The sequence below is a fragment of the Rhizobium sp. 01L419 genome (genome assembly GCF_056400025.1).
In genome coordinates this window covers 482,339-502,301 of sequence record NZ_JBFTSM010000002.1, presented here as the reverse complement: position 1 = coordinate 502,301, position 19,963 = coordinate 482,339, and the positions used below count along the sequence as shown (strand labels likewise).

Genomic DNA, 19,963 nt, shown 5'->3' with positions numbered 1-19,963 from the left:
TCACAATTTTTCCCCTATGCGGATTAATTCAACGGAGCTTTTGCCCGATGTCAACCCAACTGCCGTATTTTTCGTCAAATTCGCTTGACAGTCATCCGCACTTGCCTGTTATTTATTTCGTAACCCGTTAAAAATATTGGGGCACCTGCTCCAACAAATCGATGCCTGGCTCGTTTTCATGAAGACTGCAGATCCCGAACTAATGCGTGCGATCAACCGCTTGAACGTGCTGGACACGATCCGGCGCCATGGTCCGATCTCTCGTATCCAGATCAGCGAGCGTACGGAGCTTTCGACGACGACGGTTTCCGCCATCACTGCCTCGTTGCTCGACGACGGGCTAATTCTGCCGCGTCATGAGGGCGATATCCGCAATGAAGCCGTGCGTGGAAGGCCCCGCGTGATGCTGGAGCTCAATCCGGATGCCGCCCGCGTGGTTGGAGCCAAGATCGCGGCCAGCCGCATGGTTTTCGCCGTCACCAATTTCCGTGGAGACGTGCTCTCCAAGCTGACGCTGCCGATCCGCATCGATCGTCAGCCGATCGCTGTCATTGCCGACCTGATCGAGGATGCCGTGCGGCGTTGCGTCGTGGATATCGGCCTGTCGCTCGATGATATTGACAGCATCTGTCTGGCACTTCCCGGCGTTATCGAGCACCGTACCGGCCATATTCGATCGAGCCCGATCTTCCGCGACGTGAATATTGATTTTGCTGCCGAAATGTCGGCTCGCCTGTCGACTCCGACGATCATCGAGAGCGATGCGCATGCCATCACGCTCGGCCATCACTGGTTCGGCAAGGCTCGTGATCTGGAAGACATGGTGCTGATTTCGCTGGAGCAGACGCTCGGCCTTGGCGTGCTGCACGACAACCAGCTTTTCCGCGGCGCCGGCGGCCTCAGCCACAATCTGGGCGATCTCGTTCTCGGCATGGGCCAGCAAGGTGTGGTTCGCCTTTCCAGCCAGGCCGGCGAAAGTGCAATCCTCGGCGAGCAGCAGGCCGATGGCCGGTTTGCCGAAGCGGTGCGTCTTGGCCGCGGCATGACCCATGTAAAGGCGATGATCCAGGCCGATGACGACCAGTTGATCAGCGCGGCCATGCGGGCCGGCGAAGCGGTGGGGCTGACCATCGCCAATATCGTCACCTTGTTTGCGCCGCCGCGGGTTATTCTCGTCGGCTCGTCGCTTGCTCTCGGCGAGCCTTTCCTCAACAGCCTGCGCGATGCCTATGCACTCGCCATTCCGCCCTCGCTCAAGGGCGTCAGTGAACTCGTCTTTGACGATTCGACCGACGATTTCTGGGCGCAGGGTGCCGCCGCCGTCGCCCTTTACGAACTCTATGAATCGCCCTGGAGCACCACCGGGCCGGCGCTTTAACGTCAGAAATCAATATTTACGGGAGGATATGATGGAAAAAGTCGGTATCGGCATCATTGGATGCGGCAATATTTCGGGCGCCTATCTGAAGGCAATGACAGAGGCATTCCCGATCCTCGACATCCGCGGACTGGCCGACCTCAATCCCGAACTTGCAGAGGCAAAAGCCAATGAATTCAACCTTCAGGCCAAGTCTGTTGAAAAGCTTCTGGCTGATCCGAAGGTCGAGATCATCGTCAACCTGACCATTCCGAAAGCCCACGTCGCCGTCGGCCTGCAGGCACTGGAAGCCGGCAAGCACACCTATTCGGAAAAGCCTCTCGGGATTAATTTCGTGGAAGGGAAAAAATTGGCGGATGCCGCCAAGGCCAAGGGTTTGCGCATCGGCGCAGCACCCGACACCTTCCTCGGCGGCGGTCATCAGACGGCCCGCGCCCTGATCGACGAGGGCGTCATCGGCATTCCGGTCGGCGGCACCGCGACCTTCATGTGCCCCGGCCACGAGCGCTGGCACCCCAATCCGGCCTTCTATTACGAAGTCGGCGGCGGCCCGATGCTCGACATGGGCCCCTACTACATCACCGACCTCGTCAACCTGCTGGGACCGGTCGCCAAGGTTGCCGGCTTTGCGGTCACGCCGCGCAATGAGCGCATCATCACCAGCGAGCCGCGCAACGGCGAGCGCATCCCCGTTCATATCCCGACCCATGTGGCCGGTGTCATGGCTTTCGCCAATGGCGCTGTCGTGCAGATCGGCATGAGCTTCGATGTCGCCGGCCACAAGCATGTGCCGCTCGAAGTCTACGGCACCGAAGGCACGCTGATCGTACCGGATCCGAACCGTTTTGCAGGCCCGGTCGAATATCTGAAGAAAGGCGGCCAGTTCGAAGACCAGCCCGTGACCCTGCCTTATGCCGACGGCAATTATCGCTCGCTCGGCGTCGCCGATCTTGCCCATGCCATCCGGTCGAACCGGCCGCACCGCGCAAACGGCGATCTGGCGCTGCACGTGCTTGAGGTTATGGAAGCCTTCGAGAAGGCGTCCGATGCCGGCAAGACGGTGACGCTCACCACAACAACGGAGCGCCCTGCTCCACTTTCCCAATCTCTCGTCGACGGACTGCTCGGCAAGTAACATTCAGGAGGAATACATGCGTGAAGCACTCATCGTCTGGGGCGGCTGGGCAGGCCATGAACCGGAACAATGCGCCGCAATCATCAAGGACATGCTCGAGGAAGACGGTTTCAAGGTCTATGTGGAGCACAGCACGGAGGCCTTCGCCGACCCGTCGATCCATGATCTGAGCCTGATCGTTCCCGTTATCACCATGTCGAAAATCGAGAAGGAAGAGGTGAAGAACCTCGCTGCCGCTGTCGAAAGCGGCGTCGGTATTGCCGGTTATCACGGCGGCGCCGGCGACAGCTTCCGTGAATCGACCGATTACCAGTTCATCATCGGCGGCCAGTGGGTTGCCCATCCCGGCAACATCATCAACTACACGGTCAACGTCACCCGACCAGACGACCCGCTGATGGAGGGGATCACCGATTTCCCTTATAATTCCGAGCAATATTACATGCATGTCGACCCCTCGAACGAGGTGCTGGCAACGACGACCTTCACCGGCGAGCATGCCTACTGGATCGACGGCGTGACCATGCCTGTTGTCTGGAAGCGCAAATACGGCAAGGGCCGTGTCTTCTATTCCTCGCTCGGCCATGTCGCCAAGGAATTCGACGTGCCCCAGATGAAGACTATCTTCCGCCGCGGCGCCAATTGGGCGGCGCGCTGATCGGCTGACATCAGGCTGCCGGCCTTAGGCCGGCAGCACACATGAAAAGCGTATATCTGGACGCCAACATGGGTGCCAAAAGCGCCGATATGCGTTACTGCTGCACGAAGATCAAACCGAACAGCAGGACAATGAGCGACAACGTTATCAAGTTTCGCAAGCCGAAGCCTCCGCCGAAAGCCCCCAATCCGATGCTCCGCAAGCTCCTGGTCATCGCCGCGGTGATCCTCGTGTTTGCCGCCGCCTGGGCCTATTTCCAGGTCACGGGCGCGCCGGCGTCGTAACCTGCGAAGGGACAGTCTATGAGCGTTCGCCCACCGCAATCCTTCAGGCAGTCCTTTTCGGCCGAAGGCGGGGTGAACGTGCTCGAATACGAGCTTATGTCGGAGCGCGCCAGTTCGCTCGGGCGCAACGGACTGAAAGTCGAATCGGCGCTGGCAGCCCTGAAAGCCTGGAATCCCGATCGCCACAGCGCCGAACAGCGCGAAACGCTGGTCAACGAGGCATCCGACGCCGTCTGGGCGCTGTTCGTTCAGCGTGAGATCTGCGGCCTGCGCAACAACAAGGATATTATTCAGCGCTACGGCATTCCTGGCGAAGTGCTGGCACGGGTCGGCGTCATCAGGAGATAGCGGCAGTGTGGCTCCGCGTCGATGGCGCAGGATGCGAGACGACGAATGCGCACGCCTCTTTTTCCAGCCATTCGCAGAAAAGCGAGGATTTTCGGTTTCGCCTCGCCCGGCGCAGCGCCACATATTCGTGGCCGCTTTCCAGAAAGCCGTGCGGGGCGGCCAGCCGGCCGAGGCGAACGTCGTCGGTCACATACGGCCAGGGCACGACGCAGACACCAAGCCCGGCATTGGCAGCCTCCAGCATGAAATAGAAATGCTCGTATTCGACGCGACTGCCCGCCTCGACAACAATGCCCGAGCGTGCAAGCCAGTCGCCCCAGGCCCGCAACCGGCTGCGGGTATGAAGTCTTGCTGCGCGGGTAAAGCGCTCGCCCACGCTTTCCACCAGGGAAGGGGCAAGCACCGGACCGGTCTGCTCGGGAAAAAGAGGAATGACGTCCGCCCCGGCAGGCCAGGGAGCGGTTCCGACGCGGATGGCGACATCGAAACTGTCGCGGGCAAAATCCACCGGACGCGACGAGGCGGTTAGCCGCACGTCGATATCAGGATATTCCGCCTGAAACCGGTAAAGCCGAGGGATCAGCCAGCGCATGGTAAAGGTTCCTGGGCAGGAAACGTCCAGGGCTCCGTCCTCGGTATCGGCAACGGCGCGCACGGAGCTGTCGATCTGGTCGAAGGCGGCATTCAGGCCCGACAGCAGCGTCGTACCTGCCTCGGTCAGCCGCAGCTTGTTCTTCGGCCCCTCGAATAGGGGAACGCCGAGAACATCTTCGAGATGCTGGACCTGCCGGCTGATCGCGCTGTGGGTGACATTCAGCTCGTCAGCGGCAAGCGTCATGCGCCCGAGACGGCCGGCAGCCTCGAAAGCGCGGAGAGCATTGAGCGATGGAATGCGGCGAGCCATGTGAGTTTTCCGAACAATATTTGTTCGATCATATCGGTTTTCGTCCTGCGTTACATGGTGTTTGTTGCGGCTCGTGACATGACTGAATGCCATTTCAGGAACAACAGATGCTGGAACGCAACGCGTTTCGGCAAGGGCGAAGCTTTACCGTTTAAAATAATTACGGAGACCGATCGTGAATAACAGACATGATGACGGAAGCGCAGGCGACGCAAATTACGGCGTAATCGGCACAAATTACAGCAAGTACCGCCAGCCGGATCCGCACATCGCAGAATTCATTCGTGCCGCGCTCGGCAATGCCGAAACGGTGCTGAATGTCGGCGCCGGTGCCGGCTCCTACGAGCCGGTCGACCGGAAGGTTACGCCGGTCGAACCTTCGGCTTCCATGCGCGCGCAGCGCCCGGCACATTTGCCCGAGGCAATCGATGCAACGGCCGAAAAGCTTCCCTTCGCCGATCACTCCTTCGATGCGAGCATGGCGACATTCACTGTGCATCAATGGTCCGACCTCAAGGCCGGCCTATCAGAGATGCGGCGCGTTTCACGCGGCCCCGTCCTGATCCTCAGCTGCGATCCAAATGAACTCGAGCACTCATGGCTATTCGATTATGCGCCGGAGATGATCGCCGTCGAGGCCAGCCGCTATCCGCCCTTGCAGACCATTACCGATGTTCTCGGTGGCAAGATCGACATATCGCCGGTGCCGATCCCGCTTACCTGCACCGATGGTTTCGGCGAGGCCTATTACGGCCGGCCGGAGCGCATGCTCGATCCCGGCGCCCGGCTTGCCAATTCCGCCTGGAGCTTTGTCGATCCGGTGATCGGCGAGCGTTTCACCGCCGAACTCGGCCGCGACCTCAAGGACGGCACATGGGAGGCGCGCTATGGCGAGCTTCGCACGCAGCCTTTCTTCGAGGGATCGTTGCGTCTGATCGTTGCCCGGCCCTAACGGCCCGAGCTGAAGAAGCGGTTTTCCGGACGCGGCAGGCCGAGGTGCTCACGCAGCGTGGTGCCCTCGTATTCTGTCCGGAACAGGCCGCGACGCTGCAACTCGGGAACCAGGCGTGTTGCGACGTCGTCGAGCCCCTGCGGCAGGTAGGGGAAGACGATGTTGAAGCCATCCGAACCCTCTTCGTCCAGCCAGCGTTCCATCTCGTCGGCAATGCTTGCCGGCGTGCCGACGAAGGCAAGGCCGGAATAACCGCCATAACGTTGGGCAAGCTGACGCACGGTGAGGTTGTCCTCCTGCGCCAGCCTGATAACCTGCGCGCGCCCGGTCTTGCTGGCATTGGTATCGGGAATATCACTGGGCAGCGGCGCGTCCGGATCGAAGCCCGAGGCATCGTGGCCGAGCGCGATCGACAGCGAGGCGATGGCACTGTCATAGTGAACGAGGCTGTCGAGAGCCAAACGCTTGGCGCGCGCCTCCTCGAGGCTGTCGCCGATGACAACGAAAGCAGCAGGCAGCAGTTTCAGGTGGTCGCGGTTGCGGCCGATGGCTTCCATCCGGCCTTTGATATCGGCATAGAGCGCCCTACCGCCCGAGAGGTCGCGCGGCGAACAGAAGACCACTTCCGCGGTTTCCGCCGCAAGCTGGCGGCCCGGATCCGATTGGCCGGCCTGGACTATCACGGGCCAGCCCTGCACCGGCCGGGCGATGTTCAGCGGCCCGCGCACACTCAGTTCCTCGCCCTTATGATCAAGCACATGCATCTTCTCGGGATCGAAGTAGATGCCGCTTTCGCGGTCGCGGATGAAGGCATCGTCGGCAAAACTGTCCCAGAGGCCGGTGACGACATCGTAGAATTCCCGCGCCCGCTTATAGCGCTCGCCATGTTCCACATGCTCATCGAGACCGAAATTAAGCGCGGCATCTGGATTGGAGGTCGTAACGATGTTCCAGGCAGCGCGGCCATTGCTGAGATGATCGAGCGAAGCGAAACGGCGAGCGACATGATAAGGCTCGTCGAAGGTGGTGGATGCCGTTGCCGCCAGCCCGATCCTTTCGGTGACGGCGGCCAGCGCCGAAAGCAGCGTGAAGGGCTCGAAGGAGGTCACGGTGTGACTGCGCTTCAGCGCCTCGACCGGCATGTTGAGCACAGCCAGATGATCCGCCATGAAGAAGGCGTCGAATTTCGCGGCCTCAAGCTTCTGCGCAAAGGACTTGATATGGGCAAAATTGAAGTTGGCGTCCGGATAGGAGCCCGGATAGCGCCATGCGCCGGTATGCAGGCTGACGGGACGCATGAAGGCGCCGAGGCGCAATTGCCGTGAACGGGTCATGTTTTCCTCATGGATCGGGCGAAGCGGTCGCCTGCCCTCTGCTGAACGCTGATGCCGGAACGACGCATCTGTCCGTTGGTTAGGTAAGGGTTGGCCGGTGGCAATTCGAGATCGGTGACGGCAATTTCCGGCGACAATTTCACCAGCAATCCGGTCACTTCCAGGTGAGATCGATAAAGACTGACGTTAGTAGCCAGGGCACGCCCCAGATAAGCAAGCACTTTTCATTTTCTATCGCATCTATAGAATTTATAATCTTATCTCCCGGCTCGATTTCTTTCACCGATAGCGCTGTGAGAACTGGAGAAATCGATGACCACTGTGCAGAGGCAACAAGACCAGATCCGGCCGATAGCCGCCCGCATTGAAAGCGACGACGAGGCGTTGGAAACTGCCAGAAAACTCGCCGCTCGATTTGCCGCCACAGCCGCCGCGCGCGATGCCGAACGTCGGCTGCCTTTTGCCGAACTCGATGAACTGGCCCAATCCGGCCTGCTGGCGATCGCAGTTCCCGCACAGTATGGCGGGCTCGACGTATCGAACGCGGTGTTGGCCGAGGTGACCGCGATCCTGGCGGAAGCCGACAGCTCGATCGGCCAGATTCCACAAAACCACTTCTACATTCTGGAAGCGTTGCGCACTGACGGCAGCGAGGAGCAGAAACGGTATTTCTTCGGCCGTGCGCTCGCTGGCGACCGTTTCGGCAATGCGCTCTCGGAGCGCGGCACGAAGACGGTCGGGCATTACAATACCCGTATCCGACGCGACGGCCCCGGTTACCGCGTCAGCGGCACCAAATATTACTCCACCGGCGTCCTGTTCGCCGACTGGGTGACGGTTTTCGCGCTCGACGAGGAGGATCGGCTGGTCATGGCCTTCGTGCCGAAGGGCACGGAGGGTGTGGAGATCGTCGATGACTGGGATGGCTTCGGCCAGCGCACGACGGGCAGCGGAACGACGATCCTGAACAATATCTATGTTCACGCCGATTCCGTCGTACTCCATCACAAGGGCTTCGAGCGACCGACGACGATAGGCTCCGTCGGCCAGATCATCCATGCCGGCATCGATCTCGGCATAGCCCGCGCCGCCTTCACCGAGACGCTGGATTTTGTGCGCACCAAGTCCCGCCCCTGGATGGACAGCGGCGCGGAGCGTGCTGCCGACGATCCGCTGACGATCGCCAAGGTCGGGCAGATTGCCATCCGGCTGGAGGCTGCAGCGGCTCTGGTCGAACGCGCTGGCCGCAAGGTCGACGCGGCGCAAATCGAAACGACGGAGGCAACGGTCGTCGAGGCCACGCTCGCCGTTGCTGCGGCTAAGGTGTTGACCACCGAGATCGCCATCGAAGCCACCAATACGCTCTTCGAGCTTGCCGGGACCTCCTCTGTCAAGGCCGATCTCCACCTCGACCGGCACTGGCGCAATGCACGCACCCATACGCTGCACGATCCCGTGCGTTGGAAATATCACGTCGTTGGCAATTACCACCTGAACGGCGTGATTCCGCCGAAAAACGGCGCGCTCTGATTTCTCTCCTCAACTGAAAACCCCATTTCCGATTGCGGAAATGGGGTTTCTTTTTTGAGAAAATGTACCTGACCTTAGCTGTAGAGGCTGACTTCAGGAATCTTGTCGTTCAGCACGAACTCGCCGACTTCCTTCGCCTTGTAGAACACCGGATCGTGCAGCGTGTGGGTGCGCACGTTGCGCCAGTAACGGTCGAAACGATATTTCTCCGCCGTCGAGCGTGCGCCTGTCAGTTCGAAAACCCGGGAGGTGATATCGAGCGAGACATGGGTGGCATGTACCTTGGCGGCATAGGCTTCCGCAGCCGCCTCGCCACGCTCGCGGGCCGTCACCGCCTGGCCCTTCGCAAGCCCCGCCTGAACCGCGGAAGCAGCCGCATCCGCAAGTGCTGCAGAGGCCTTGAGTGCCGCCGTAAATTCCCCGACCCGCTCAAGGATATAGGGGTCATCGGCAGCGCGCTGGACGCCTGATGTCACCCAGGGCCGTGTCGTCGTGCGCACATAATCGACCGCAGCCTTGAGCGCGCCTTCGGCGCTGCCAAGATAGAAATTGACGAAAACGAGCTGGATGAGCGGTGTATTGAAGGTCGAGAGCACCGGCGGGGCTGCATCAAGGGCAGCCGGAGCGCCGACGAAATCCTCTTCATAGACGGGGAAATCGTGGAATTCGACGCTGCCGCTGTCGGAGAGGCGCTGGCCGAAATTGTCCCAGTCATCATTTGCCTGATAGCCCGACCGGTTGGTCGGCACGGCAAAGCCAACGATCTTGTCGTCGAGGCTCGCATTGGCATTGATATAGTCGGACACATGGGCGGCGGTGGAAAACGACTTGCGCCCGTTCAGCACATAGCCGTTGCCACGACGGGTGAGCACAAGGCCCGGATCGCGTGGATTGACGGCCGCACCCCAATAGAGGTTTTTCGCAACGGTTTCAGAGCCAAGCGCATGGGCGCGAGCTTCCTCAAGCGCCCAGTAGACATATTGGCTGTTGACGTAGTGATAGCCGAGAAGCTGGCCGATCGAGCTTTCGCCGCGCGCGAGGATGCGCACCAGCCGCAAGCCATCCACCCAGTCAAGGCCACTGCCGCCGATCTTTTGATCGTGCAAGGCATTCAGCAGGCCGGCATTCTTCAGCTTGATGATTTCGCCAAGCGGTGGGCGGCCTTCACGGTCGAGTTCGGCGGCGCGGCTGGAAAGATCGGCCGAGATTTCCTCGGCGCGGGCAAAGAGGTCCTCTCGCGTCGTGCTGCGATTGGTCGCGAAGACGACATTGGACTGGCTCATGAATCGAAACTCCGGTTTTTAGAAATAGGCCCGGCGGGGGCCGCACAACCCCCGCCGGAAGATCGAGGCAGGCAGCTTAGAAAAGCTTGTCCGGGATCCAGCTCGCGGTAGCCGCGTCGCTTGTGCTGAAGGCCGGGATCTTCTGCGCCAGGTCCTCGATCGTCTTGACGCCGGCCGCACGCAGGCTTTCCTGCGTCAAGAGCGTCGGCTTGACGGTAATCTGGTGGGGAATCTCCTGCCCGGCGATCTGCAGCGCCGCGGCGCGGACGGAGACAGCGCCGACAACGGCCGGATTGGTCGCGACGGTCGCAACCCAGGGGCTGCCCTCCTCGGTGATCTCCTGGATGTCGGCGGTCGACACGTCGGCCGCATAGATCTTCAGCTTGCTTGCGATGCCGAGATCGTTGGCGGCGAGCTTCACGCCGCGCGCAAACTCGTCATAGGGCGCGAAGACGACGGTAATGTCGGGATTGGCGGTCAGTGCCGCCTTGGCCTGGTCGGCGGTCGAGGTGGCCGTGGTGTCGCTGACATTGCCGAAGCGGGCCTTTTCGACCACGCCGGAATTCTCCGACTTGAACTTATCCCAGACCTCGTTGCGGCGGTCGAGCGGCGCGAAGCCGGCGACGTAGACATAGCCGGCATTGAAGCTCTTGCCGTTGTCCTTCACCACCTGCTCAAGCCCGAGCTGAGCGAGTTCGTGGTCACTCTGCTCCACCTGCGGCACCTTGGGATTGTTGAGATTGACATCGAAGGCGACGACCTTGATGCCCTTGTCCAGTGCCTGCTGGACAACATCGCCGAGCGATTCCGGCAGTCCATGGTCAACGACGATGCCGGCGACGCCGAGATTGATCGCCTGCAGGATCTGCTCACGCTGCTCGGCGGCATCTTGCCGGCCCGGGAAGACGCGCAGGTCAATGTCGAGCGCCTTGGCCTGGGCTTCAGCGCCAGCCTGATAGGCCTGGAAGAAGTCACCGGCAGAGATATAGCTGATCAGCGCCACCTTCACGCCGCCCTTGTCGAAGGGAGCGGGAGCGCCATTGAGGCCAGCGGCAAGGGAGGGCTGGGCAAAAAGGAAAGTGATTGCGGCTGCAGAGAGCGTAAGCCGTGCGAGGGATTTCATCGTCGCGGTCCTTCTGGTCAATCGTGGGCGTCGTCTGACAGGCAGGCAGCTCCCCCGCGACGCATGAAATTATTAGATATAATCTCTATGTTTTTAGTAGATTTAATGATCCGATTTTCGCGGTTTCCGGAGATTCTTTGTTCCCGACACCACGCACGAGTGACAAAGCGTGCCTGGAGGTTCAGGCGCCTTGCAGGCCAATATCGCGGCTTGAAAGCAGACTTGGATTTGCGCGATGCCACTCCTTCACGTCGAAAATATCACCCGCAGTTTCGGGTCGACTCGCGCCCTTGCGGGCGCCCATTTCTCCATTGACCGCGGCGAGATCGTCGCGCTGATGGGCGCCAATGGCGCGGGCAAATCGACGCTGGTCAAGATATTGTCGGGCGTGTTCGCAGCCGATGGCGGCACGATCAGCCTGAGCGACCGGCCCTTCTCTCCGAGGACCCCGTCCGAAGCGGCCAAGGCCGGCGTGGTGACCGTGCACCAGTCGACCGACCTTGTCGGCGCGGCAGGTCTGACGGTGGCCGACGCCCTGCTTCTGCATCGCTTTGCCGAGCGCGGCACACCGTTTTTCGTCTCGCGCGCAAGCGTGCGCCGCCAAGCCCGCGCGATGCTCGATGCCGCCGGTTTCTCGCTGCCGCTCGACAGGGATTTCGGCGATCTGACCGCTGCCGACCGGCAACTCGTGGCAATCGCCCGGGCGCTCGCCAACAAGGCCGACCTGCTGATCCTCGACGAACCGACCGCAAGCCTTTCGGCAGACGAGAGCCGGCGCCTCTTCGACATCCTGCTCACTCTGCGTGCGCAGGGTCTTGCGATCCTCTACATCTCGCACCGGACTGCCGATCTCGAAGCGATTGCCGACAGGGCACTCGTCATGCGTGGTGGTCGCGTCGTCGGCAGCTTTACCCGCCCCATCGATTTTTCCAGTGCCATCGAGACGATGATCGGCCGCCGGCTGGAAGCGGCACGGCCGGACGCGTGCCCGGCGACCGGTCCGGCCGTTCTCGAAATGCACGATATCCGCCTTCTTCCGGCAAGCACGCCCTTCGATCTGACCCTGCACGAGGGCGAGGTCGTCGCGATCACCGGCGTGCTCGGCGCCGGCAAGAGCCGCCTGCTGTCTGCGATCTTCGGCGCAAGAGGATTCGCCGGCGGCGAGATGCGGCTCGATGGCAGGTCCTATCGGCCGAAATCGCCTGGCGACGCCATTGCGGCCGGTGTGGCAATGGCCGCGGAAGACCGCCACCGTTCCTCGCTCATGCCTGCCGCCTGGCCCGGCAATTCGCTCGCTGCAACCATCAGCCTGCCGCATCTTTCCAAATGGTATCCGCACGGCTTCCTTCTCGGGGGGCGCGAGCGGCGCGAGGCCGAGAAGGCGATTTCCCGCCTTGGCATCAAAGCCGCCGGCCCGCTGGCCTCCGTCTGGACACTGTCAGGTGGCAACCAGCAGAAGACGGTGATCGCCCGCTGGGAGGCGGAGCCCAGCCGCCTGCTGCTGCTCGATGAACCATTCCAGGGCGTCGATGTCGGCGCCCGCCACGATATCATCCAGGCGATCCGCGCGCGCACCGACCGCGCAACCCTGATCGCCACATCCGATCCCGAAGAGGCCTATGAGGTCGCTGACCGCATCCTGACCATCGACCGCCACACGCTGCGGCCAGTCGTCATAAATGCCGCCTCTTCTTCAGCCGTACAGGGACTTTCCACATGACGACCATCAACGACGAAGCGCTTCCAAAGGCTGCAGCAGGGCCGGAAAGTCGCAACCCGGCCAGTCGTCTCCTGGCGCTCGGCGGCATTCTGCGCGCCGGCGCAGTCTTCATCCTGCTCGGGCTGATGGTGATCGGCTTCACCTACGCCGAACCCGCCTTCATCAATATCGGCAACCTGATGAGCATCCTGCAGGCTGTGTCGGTCGTCGCCATCCTCGGCGCCGGTGTCACGGTAACACTGGCCGTCGGCGGATTCGACCTCTCGATCGGCGCGGTTGCCGCCTCGAGCGTCATGGCCGCTAGCTACGCAATGATCGTCTGGCATCTGAATGCCTTCGCTACCGTACCGTTGGTGCTCGCCTTCGGCGCCGCAATCGGGCTCGTCAACGCCTTCCTCATCGTGCGTCTGCGTGTGCCCGATCTGCTTGCGACGCTTGCCATGATGTTCCTGCTGTCAGGCCTGCAACTCATTCCGACGGCCGGTCGTTCGATTTCGGCCGGCCTCGTGTTGCCCGATGGCTCCAAGGCGACTGGCGCCTATGATCCGGCCTTTCTGCTGATTGGCCGCTACAGCCTGTTCGGCACCCTGCCGGTCTCCGTCGTCCTGATGGCTGTCGTTGCAATCGTCCTCTTTGTACTCACTGAACGCACGCGCATCGGCCGGCTGCTGTTTGCCACCGGCGGCAACGAGGTGGCGACGCGGCTTGCCGGGGCATCGACGACGCGGCTGAAGACGCTTGCCTATGTCATCTCGGGAACGCTGGCAGCGCTTGGCGGCATCGTGATTGCCGCTCGCGTCGGTCGCGGCGACGTCTCCTCCGGCGGCTCGCTGCTGATGGACTCCGTCGCCGCCGCGTTGATCGGCTTTGCTGTTCTCAACCTTCGCCGTCCGAACGTCCTCGGCACCATTGCCGGAGCCGTCTTCGTCGGCGTCCTGCTCAATGGCCTGACCATGATGAACGCTCCCTATTACACCCAGGATTTCGTCAAGGGCGCCGTGCTTGTCGGAGCCTTGGCTCTGACCTACGGCCTCGGCCGCAACACCGATCGCTGACAGCAGGATCCGGCCTCAGAAAATTTCCTGCGGCCGCATGCATTTGGAATAACGTACCTCTTATGCGCCTAAAATCTATATAATTTACAGACTATCAGATTGAGAGGGTATCGTTATGAATGAAGGACTTGGAGGCGGCTTCGGACGCCGCGAAATCTTGAAGCTTGCAGCAGTTGCCGGAGCGACATTTGCAGGCGCGAGCATGCTGACTGCGCCCGCCGCAAGAGCCGAAGACGAAGGCCTTTCGCTGAAGGGCAAGCGCGTCGCCATCAGCGCCACCGGCACCGACCACTATTTCGATCTTCAGGTCTACAACGCCCAGATCGAAGAGGTGAAGCGGCTCGGTGGCGAGCCGATCGCCGTTGACGCCGGCCGCAACGACGGCAAGCTGATCGCACAGCTTCAGACGCTTGTCGCCCAGAAGCCGGATGCAATCGTCCAGATCCTCGGCACGCTCAGCGTCATCGATCCCTGGCTGAAGAAGGCGCGCGATGCCGGCATTCCGGTATTGACGGTCGATGTCGGCTCGACCAATTCGATCAACAACACGACTTCGGACAATTGGGGCATCGGCAAGGACCTCGCCCTGCAGCTCGTCTCCGATATCGGCGGCGAGGGCAATATCGTCGTGTTCAACGGCTTCTATGGCGTGACACCTTGCGCGATCCGTTACGATCAGCTCGTCAACGTCATCAAGTATTTCTCAAAAGTGAAAATCATCCAGCCGGAACTGCGGGATGTCATCCCCAATACGGTCCAGGACGCCTTCACCCAGATCACTGCGATCCTCAACAAATATCCCGACAAGGGCTCGATCAAGGCCGTCTGGTCGGCCTGGGATATTCCGCAGCTCGGCGCGACGCAGGCGATCGCCGCTGCCGGCCGCAACGAGATCCGCACCTACGGCGTCGACGGCAGCCCGGAGGTTCTCCAGCTCGTCGCCGATAAGAATTCTCCGGCCGGCGCCGATGCCGCCCAACAGCCGGCAGAGATCGGCCGTGTCGCGATCCGCAACGTCGCCAAGCTGCTCACCGGTCAGACGCTGCCGCGCGAAACCTATGTTCCGGCGCTGCTCGCCAACAAGGAAAATGTCTCCGAGGTCGTCAAGAAGCTCGGTATCGGTTGATATCAAGGCGGACCTTGCGGCTGATGCCGCAGGGTCCCTCCTCCTGGAAAGCTGCATCATGACTACATCCGTCCCGAAGCAACCGGCCGAGAATGACGATGTCATCATTCGCTTCGATCGCGTCGTAAAGCGTTTTGGCGGTGCGCAGGCGCTTGCCGGCGCATCCGTCGCCATACGTCGCGGCACCGTCCACGGCCTCGTCGGGCAAAACGGCGCGGGCAAGTCGACGCTGATCAAGCTTCTCGCCGGGCTGCATAAGCCGGACGAGGGCCGGATCGAAATCGAGAACAAAGTCCATGACCGGCTGACGCCGCACCTCTGCGAAGAGCTCGGCATCCATTTCATTCACCAGGACCGGTTGCTGGTTCCGACATTCACCGTTGGGGAAGCGCTTTTTCTCGGGCGTGAGACCCGGCTTGCGGGCACGCCGTTTATCGACCGTCGGGCCATGCAGAAGCGCGCCAGCGAGCTTCTCGCCAATTATTTCGGTGTGGACCTGCCGAAAAATGCCCTGATCAGCGAACTTTCGACCGCCGAACGACAGATCGTCCAGATCACCCGGGCGCTGCTGCATCAGCCGAAGGTGCTGGTGTTCGACGAACCGACCGCGGCGCTGGTGCGACGTGAGGCCGAAATCCTCTTTCGCCTGATTCGCCGCCTGCGCGACGAAGGCGTGACCATCATCTATATCTCGCACTACCTCAACGAGATCGAGGAACTGTGCGACCACGTCACCGTGCTGCGCAACGGCCTTGATGTCGCCTCTCTTCCGATCGGCGAGACCTCTGCCAAGGCGATCGCCAGCCTGATGATCGAGCGCGACATTGCCGAGATGTTCCCCAAGCGCCAGGTGGAGCTCGGCGAAGACATCCTGAAGGTCAAAGCGCTTTCGTCGCCAAACCGTTTCGACGATATCAATTTCACTTTGCGCCGCGGCGAAGTGCTGGGCATTACCGGCCTTCTCGGCTCAGGTGCCAAGGATCTCATCCGCACGCTGTTCGGGCTGGAACAGGCCGCCAGTGGCGAGATCGAAATCGAAGGAAGACCGGCACAACCACGTAGCCCCGCAAAAGCTGTCGATCGCAGGGTCGCGTTGGTGCCTGAGGATCGCCGTGGTCACGGCGTCGGTCTTGATCTGAGCCTGTCTGAAAATATCACGCTGCCGAGCCTCGCCCGCTACACGCGCTTCGGTTTCCTCAATCTGAAGCGCGAGCGTTCCGATACCAGCGACCTGATCAAGCGACTGCAGATCAAGACGGCAGGCCGCGATGCTCTGGTTCGCACGCTCTCCGGCGGCAACCAGCAAAAGGTTGCCATCGCCAAATGGCTGAGCCGTCAGTCGGAAATCTATCTGTTGGACGAGCCGACGGTCGGCGTCGATATCGGCTCCAAGGTTGAGATCTATTCGCTGATCGGCGAGCTCGCGGCGCGCGGCGCCGGCATTATCGTCCTCTCCTCCGACCTGCCGGAGCTCGTAGGCATCACCGATCGCATTCTGGTGTTCTTCCGCTGGCAGCTGATCCGCGAGCTCGATTCCGCCAAGACCACAACGGATGAAGTGCTGTCGGTCTCGACCGGCGCTTCGGAAGGAGTACGCCATGTCGGCTGACGTTCAGTTTACCTCTCTGCCCGTCGCCTTATCCGACCACCCACCGCAGGCGAAAGGCAAAGCGGCCGTCGCGGTTCTCCGCTTCGGCTCCCTGCTCGCCTTTGCGGCGATCCTCGTGGTCTTCTCGCTGACGGCGCCTTATTTCCTGTCCGTCGGCAATATCGGCAACGTACTCGGCCAATCCACCATTTCAGGCGTTCTGGCGATCGGCCTGACGGTCGTGTTGATCGCCGGCGGTTCGAATGTCGTGACCGGTGGCATCGATCTGTCATTGGCGGCGAATATGGGCTTGAGCGCCGCCGTCTACGCCTCGCTGATCCAGCTCGGCTACAGCGATCCCATAGCAATCACAGCTGCCTTGCTGACCGGGCTTGCGATCGGCGCGGTCAATGCGGCCGCCGTCGTCCTGGCTGGCATCGTGCCGCTGCTTGCAACGCTCGCCGTCATGAACGTCGTTGCCGGCCTCGAACTGGTGCTTACGCAGAATACCGTCGTTCCCGCTTCCACCGATTTCCTGACGGCAATCTCGGCGTCCGACAGCTTCGGTATCCCGATCCTTGCCTATGTCCTGATCGGCTTTACGGCAATCGCAACCGCAATCGTGCAATATACGCCTGTCGGGCTGAGGCTCTATGCCGTCGGCGAGTTTCCGGACGCCGCGCGCGCTGCGGGCCTGCCGCTCAAGCGGCTGCTTTCGGGCGCTTTTATTGCCAGCGGTCTCTGCGGCGGTTTTGCCGGCATACTCTCGGTTTCCTATCTCAGCGGCAGTACGACGGGTTCAGGTGAGGCGCTACTGCCTGTCGTTGTCATCGCACTGCTTGGCTCGGTCTTCTCCCGTCGCCTGGTGCCGACCGTTCCGGGAACGCTGATATCGGCGCTGTTCGTCGGTTTCCTGACCAACGGCTTCCAGCTCTTGAACCTGCCGAGCACGCTCGTCAGTGGCGTGCAGGGCCTTCTCATCCTGATCGTCGTGTCGGCCACGACACTGCTGCGCAAACGGGAGATCTGACATGTCCGCTCCGACTTTTGCCGGACGCTCGGCCGCCGGCTTTGCACGATATGGACTGATCGTGGCGCTTGTCGCGGTTTTCTCCGCCTTCTCGATCCTGGCGCCCACTTTCCTGACGCCCGGCAACCTGCAGAGCATTCTCGTGAATAACTTCACGCTGCTCGCCATCGTCTCGATCGCGATGACCTTTGCCGTATCGGCCGGCGGCATCGACCTTTCCGTTGGCACGGCAGTCGATTTTGCAAGCTTCGCCTTCGTTTCCCTCGTCCTGGCAGGCCAACCGGTACCGCTGGCGCTGCTGGCCGGTCTCGCCGCAGGCGCGCTTGTCGGCGCCTTCAACGCCATTCTTGTGTCTGCGATCGGCGTCGCACCCTTTCTGGCGACGCTTGGCACATTGTTCATCGGGCGCAGTATCCAGCAGTTGCTGACCAATGGCGGCAATCCCGTCTATCTGCCGCCGTCAGGCATTCCACCCGCCTTCCGCTTCCTCGGGCACGGAACGATCGCGAATGTACCGGTGCCGCTCATCATTGCTGCCGTCATCATCGCAGGTGCTTCGGCTGCTTTTGCCTGGACGCGTTTTGGACGCGTGGTGCTTTCGATCGGCATCCAGCCGAGCGTGGTGCGCTACTCCGGCATCGGGCTTGGCGCTCACGTCGCGGCAACCTTCATTCTCGCCGGAACCATCGCCGCCGTTGCCGGCCTGATCCTGACGGCGACGGTGACGGTTTACATCCCCTCCTCCGGCAATGCCTTCCTGCTGAACGCGATCGGCGCAACCTTCATCGGCACGACGCTCTCGCCGCTCGGCCGGCCCAACATCCTCGGCACCGTGCTCGGTGTCCTGCTCCTCAGCATCGTTGCCAACGGTCTCCTGCTGACAGGCCTGAACTTCTACTGGCAGCAGGTCGGCACCGGCAGCCTCATCTTCGCCGTGCTGGCCTTCAGCTTCATCAACAGAAAAACCGTCGGCGCATAACCGCACCCGTCGACAGATGCAGGAATTTTGACATGACCCGTGAAATCAGGCTCAACGCCTTTGACATGAATTGCGTCGGACACCAGTCGCCGGGGCTGTGGCGGCATCCGCGCGACAAGTCCTGGACCTACAAGGATCTGGATTACTGGGTGCATCTGGCAAAGACGCTGGAGCGTGGCAAGTTCGACGGTCTGTTCATCGCCGATGTGCTCGGCGTCTATGACGTCATGAACGGCAATGTCGATGCAGCACTGCGCCATTCGGCGCAGGTGCCGGTCAACGATCCGCTGCAGCTCATCCCGACCATGGCCTACGAGACCGAGCATCTCGGCTTCGGCCTGACGGCCTCGCTCTCCTTCGAACATCCCTATACATTCGCCCGGCGCATCTCGACGCTCGACCACCTGACCAAGGGCCGCGTCGGCTGGAACATCGTCACCTCCTATCTCAACAGCGGCGCGCTCAATATCGGCCAGCCGGCACAGACCAATCATGACGACCGCTATGATCTCGCCGACGAATATCTCGAGGTCTGCTACAAACTCTGGGAAGGAAGCTGGGAGGACGGTGCAGTCGTCCGAGACCGCGAAACGGGCATCTTCACCCATCCGGAAAAGGTCCATCCGATCAACCATTCCGGCAAATACTTCACAGTTCCCGGCATTCATCTGAGCGAGCCCTCGCCACAGCGCACGCCGGTGCTCTACCAGGCCGGCGCTTCGAGCCGCGGCAAGGATTTTGCCGGCGCACATGCCGAGTGCATTTTCGTGGCGGCACCCTCAAAGGCGGTTCTGAAGCGCTATGTCGCCAATGTCCGCCAGGCTGCCGAACGGATCGGGCGCAACCCGCGGGAAATCCTCGCCTTCAACCTCCAGACCGTCGTGCTTGGCGAGACGGATGCCGAGGCGCAGCGCAAGTTCAACGAATATCGCGAGTACGCCTCTTTCGAAGGCGCGCTGACGCTGATTTCCGGCTGGACCGGCATCGACTTCGGCCAGTTCGGGCCGGACGAGGTGCTCCGCCACCGCTATACGAATGCCGTGCAATCGGCCGTCGAGACCTTCACGACCATCGATCCGAGCAAGGAATGGACGGTGCGCGAGATGGCGGACTGGGTGGGCGTCGGCGGCTTTGGCCCGGTCTTCGTCGGCTCTCCCTCCACGGTTGCCGACCTTATGCAGGAATGGGTCGAGGATACCGATGTCGACGGCTTCAACCTTGCCTATGCCGTGACACCGGAGAGCTTCGAGGATACCGTCGATCTGCTCGTACCGGAATTGCAGAAGCGCGGCGTCTACAAGACCGAATACCGGCAGGGCACATTGCGCGAAAAGCTTGGCGGCCAAGGGCCGAGGCTGGTTGCACCGCACCCGGGAGCGGCCTATCGCAACCTCGGAACGGAAGCGCTGCGGCTCGCTGTCGGCGGTCGCTGAAAATAATGGCTGGGTGACAAAAAATATCTCGCCCGGCCAGCCTATTCGAATTTAATTTCTGTCACACTTATCGTTTCAGTTCGAATATAGCCTATTGAATTTT

19 protein-coding genes are annotated in these 19,963 nt (G+C 61.3%); 14 read left to right on the top strand and 5 right to left on the bottom strand.

Going from position 1 to position 19,963, the window contains the following annotated elements:
* Positions 1–178: 178 nt before the first annotated feature.
* The 5 genes from AC1DUP_RS06165 to AC1DUP_RS06145 are packed head-to-tail and all read left to right on the top strand — an operon-like array spanning position 179 to position 3,803.
* On the top strand, positions 179–1,378 hold the full coding sequence (locus AC1DUP_RS06165) for an ROK family transcriptional regulator (RefSeq protein WP_113300422.1): 1,200 nt from the start codon (positions 179–181) through the stop codon (positions 1,376–1,378).
* 31 nt (positions 1,379–1,409) lie between these two features.
* Positions 1,410–2,513, top strand: coding sequence for a Gfo/Idh/MocA family protein (locus AC1DUP_RS06160; RefSeq protein WP_113300344.1), 1,104 nt, complete (start codon positions 1,410–1,412; stop codon positions 2,511–2,513).
* Positions 2,514–2,529: 16 nt separating this feature from the next.
* Positions 2,530–3,171, top strand: a complete 642-nt coding sequence (locus tag AC1DUP_RS06155) for a ThuA domain-containing protein (protein ID WP_113307454.1) — start codon at positions 2,530–2,532, stop codon at positions 3,169–3,171.
* Positions 3,172–3,212: 41 nt separating this feature from the next.
* A complete protein-coding gene (locus tag AC1DUP_RS06150) occupies positions 3,213–3,455 on the top strand; it encodes a hypothetical protein (RefSeq protein ID WP_113307453.1) in 243 nt (80 codons plus the stop codon).
* A gap of 18 nt (positions 3,456–3,473) precedes the next feature.
* On the top strand, positions 3,474–3,803 hold the full coding sequence (locus tag AC1DUP_RS06145) for a DUF6665 family protein (RefSeq protein ID WP_113307452.1): 330 nt from the start codon (positions 3,474–3,476) through the stop codon (positions 3,801–3,803).
* Here AC1DUP_RS06145 and AC1DUP_RS06140 read toward each other — a convergent pair.
* On the bottom strand, positions 3,793–4,707 hold the full coding sequence (locus tag AC1DUP_RS06140; protein ID WP_113307451.1) for a LysR family transcriptional regulator: 915 nt from the start codon (positions 4,705–4,707) through the stop codon (positions 3,793–3,795). The genes AC1DUP_RS06145 and AC1DUP_RS06140 overlap by 11 nt on opposite strands.
* 175 nt (positions 4,708–4,882) lie before the next feature.
* On the opposite strand from AC1DUP_RS06140, the gene AC1DUP_RS06135 reads away from it, so the two are divergent.
* Entirely contained in the window at positions 4,883–5,659 is a 777-nt protein-coding gene (locus tag AC1DUP_RS06135) for a class I SAM-dependent methyltransferase (RefSeq protein ID WP_113307450.1), read from the top strand.
* Here the strand turns inward: AC1DUP_RS06135 and AC1DUP_RS06130 are convergent.
* Both AC1DUP_RS06130 and AC1DUP_RS06125 read right to left on the bottom strand, forming a co-directional pair.
* Positions 5,656–6,993 carry an LLM class flavin-dependent oxidoreductase gene (locus AC1DUP_RS06130; protein ID WP_113307449.1) on the bottom strand — a complete coding sequence of 446 codons (1,338 nt, stop codon included), beginning with the start codon at positions 6,991–6,993 and terminating at the stop codon, positions 5,656–5,658. The genes AC1DUP_RS06135 and AC1DUP_RS06130 overlap by 4 nt on opposite strands.
* Positions 6,990–7,214 (bottom strand): hypothetical protein, encoded by a 225-nt coding sequence (locus tag AC1DUP_RS06125; RefSeq protein ID WP_162747224.1) that lies wholly within the window; start codon positions 7,212–7,214, stop codon positions 6,990–6,992. The genes AC1DUP_RS06130 and AC1DUP_RS06125 overlap by 4 nt, the downstream gene beginning before the upstream one ends.
* A 91-nt stretch (positions 7,215–7,305) precedes the next feature.
* Here AC1DUP_RS06125 and AC1DUP_RS06120 point away from each other — a divergent pair, with 91 nt between their 5' ends.
* Positions 7,306–8,523, top strand: coding sequence for an SfnB family sulfur acquisition oxidoreductase (locus AC1DUP_RS06120; protein WP_113307448.1), 1,218 nt, complete (start codon positions 7,306–7,308; stop codon positions 8,521–8,523).
* A 74-nt stretch (positions 8,524–8,597) separates the two neighbouring features.
* Here AC1DUP_RS06120 and AC1DUP_RS06115 read toward each other — a convergent pair whose 3' ends face one another.
* The gene (locus AC1DUP_RS06115; RefSeq protein WP_113307447.1) at positions 8,598–9,806 is read right to left on the bottom strand and encodes an acyl-CoA dehydrogenase family protein; all 1,209 of its coding nucleotides are present in this window, start codon (positions 9,804–9,806) and stop codon (positions 8,598–8,600) included.
* Positions 9,807–9,882: 76 nt separating this feature from the next.
* Entirely contained in the window at positions 9,883–10,929 is a 1,047-nt protein-coding gene (locus AC1DUP_RS06110; RefSeq protein ID WP_113307446.1) for a substrate-binding domain-containing protein, read from the bottom strand.
* A gap of 235 nt (positions 10,930–11,164) precedes the next feature.
* On the opposite strand from AC1DUP_RS06110, the gene AC1DUP_RS06105 reads away from it, so the two are divergent.
* The 7 genes from AC1DUP_RS06105 to AC1DUP_RS06075 all read left to right on the top strand — a co-directional run bounded on the left by AC1DUP_RS06105 (position 11,165) and on the right by AC1DUP_RS06075 (position 19,860).
* Complete coding sequence (locus AC1DUP_RS06105; protein ID WP_113307445.1) at positions 11,165–12,649, top strand: sugar ABC transporter ATP-binding protein; 1,485 nt, start codon at positions 11,165–11,167, stop codon at positions 12,647–12,649.
* Positions 12,646–13,704: an ABC transporter permease gene (locus AC1DUP_RS06100; protein ID WP_113307444.1), complete on the top strand. Its 1,059-nt coding sequence runs from the start codon at positions 12,646–12,648 to the stop codon at positions 13,702–13,704. Before AC1DUP_RS06105 ends, AC1DUP_RS06100 begins: the two co-directional genes overlap by 4 nt.
* Before the next feature lie 115 nt (positions 13,705–13,819).
* Positions 13,820–14,830, top strand: coding sequence for a sugar ABC transporter substrate-binding protein (locus AC1DUP_RS06095; RefSeq protein WP_113307443.1), 1,011 nt, complete (start codon positions 13,820–13,822; stop codon positions 14,828–14,830).
* A gap of 58 nt (positions 14,831–14,888) precedes the next feature.
* A complete protein-coding gene (locus AC1DUP_RS06090) occupies positions 14,889–16,439 on the top strand; it encodes a sugar ABC transporter ATP-binding protein (protein WP_113307442.1) in 1,551 nt (516 codons plus the stop codon).
* On the top strand, positions 16,429–17,448 hold the full coding sequence (locus tag AC1DUP_RS06085; RefSeq protein WP_113307441.1) for an ABC transporter permease: 1,020 nt from the start codon (positions 16,429–16,431) through the stop codon (positions 17,446–17,448). The genes AC1DUP_RS06090 and AC1DUP_RS06085 overlap by 11 nt, the downstream gene beginning before the upstream one ends.
* Position 17,449: 1 nt before the next feature.
* A complete protein-coding gene (locus AC1DUP_RS06080) occupies positions 17,450–18,427 on the top strand; it encodes an ABC transporter permease (protein ID WP_113307440.1) in 978 nt (325 codons plus the stop codon).
* A gap of 32 nt (positions 18,428–18,459) precedes the next feature.
* Positions 18,460–19,860, top strand: a complete 1,401-nt coding sequence (locus AC1DUP_RS06075; protein WP_113307439.1) for an LLM class flavin-dependent oxidoreductase — start codon at positions 18,460–18,462, stop codon at positions 19,858–19,860.
* Positions 19,861–19,963: the final 103 nt, after the last annotated feature.

Excerpts from the sequence above, each read along its gene's own strand:
- AC1DUP_RS06155 (WP_113307454.1), top strand. The coding sequence starts at position 2,530 with ATGCGTGAAGCACTCATCGTCTGGGGCGGCTGGGCAGGCCATGAACCG.
- AC1DUP_RS06165 (WP_113300422.1), top strand. The coding sequence starts at position 179 with ATGAAGACTGCAGATCCCGAACTAATGCGTGCGATCAACCGCTTGAAC.
- AC1DUP_RS06130 (WP_113307449.1), bottom strand. The coding sequence starts at position 6,993 with ATGACCCGTTCACGGCAATTGCGCCTCGGCGCCTTCATGCGTCCCGTC.
- AC1DUP_RS06105 (WP_113307445.1), top strand. The coding sequence starts at position 11,165 with ATGCCACTCCTTCACGTCGAAAATATCACCCGCAGTTTCGGGTCGACT.
- AC1DUP_RS06145 (WP_113307452.1), top strand. The coding sequence starts at position 3,474 with ATGAGCGTTCGCCCACCGCAATCCTTCAGGCAGTCCTTTTCGGCCGAA.
- AC1DUP_RS06085 (WP_113307441.1), top strand. The coding sequence starts at position 16,429 with ATGTCGGCTGACGTTCAGTTTACCTCTCTGCCCGTCGCCTTATCCGAC.
- AC1DUP_RS06160 (WP_113300344.1), top strand. The coding sequence starts at position 1,410 with ATGGAAAAAGTCGGTATCGGCATCATTGGATGCGGCAATATTTCGGGC.
- AC1DUP_RS06100 (WP_113307444.1), top strand. The coding sequence starts at position 12,646 with ATGACGACCATCAACGACGAAGCGCTTCCAAAGGCTGCAGCAGGGCCG.
- AC1DUP_RS06080 (WP_113307440.1), top strand. The coding sequence starts at position 17,450 with ATGTCCGCTCCGACTTTTGCCGGACGCTCGGCCGCCGGCTTTGCACGA.
- AC1DUP_RS06120 (WP_113307448.1), top strand. The coding sequence starts at position 7,306 with ATGACCACTGTGCAGAGGCAACAAGACCAGATCCGGCCGATAGCCGCC.
- AC1DUP_RS06075 (WP_113307439.1), top strand. The coding sequence starts at position 18,460 with ATGACCCGTGAAATCAGGCTCAACGCCTTTGACATGAATTGCGTCGGA.
- AC1DUP_RS06140 (WP_113307451.1), bottom strand. The coding sequence starts at position 4,707 with ATGGCTCGCCGCATTCCATCGCTCAATGCTCTCCGCGCTTTCGAGGCT.
- AC1DUP_RS06110 (WP_113307446.1), bottom strand. The coding sequence starts at position 10,929 with ATGAAATCCCTCGCACGGCTTACGCTCTCTGCAGCCGCAATCACTTTC.
- AC1DUP_RS06115 (WP_113307447.1), bottom strand. The coding sequence starts at position 9,806 with ATGAGCCAGTCCAATGTCGTCTTCGCGACCAATCGCAGCACGACGCGA.
- AC1DUP_RS06150 (WP_113307453.1), top strand. The coding sequence starts at position 3,213 with ATGAAAAGCGTATATCTGGACGCCAACATGGGTGCCAAAAGCGCCGAT.
- AC1DUP_RS06090 (WP_113307442.1), top strand. The coding sequence starts at position 14,889 with ATGACTACATCCGTCCCGAAGCAACCGGCCGAGAATGACGATGTCATC.
- AC1DUP_RS06095 (WP_113307443.1), top strand. The coding sequence starts at position 13,820 with ATGAATGAAGGACTTGGAGGCGGCTTCGGACGCCGCGAAATCTTGAAG.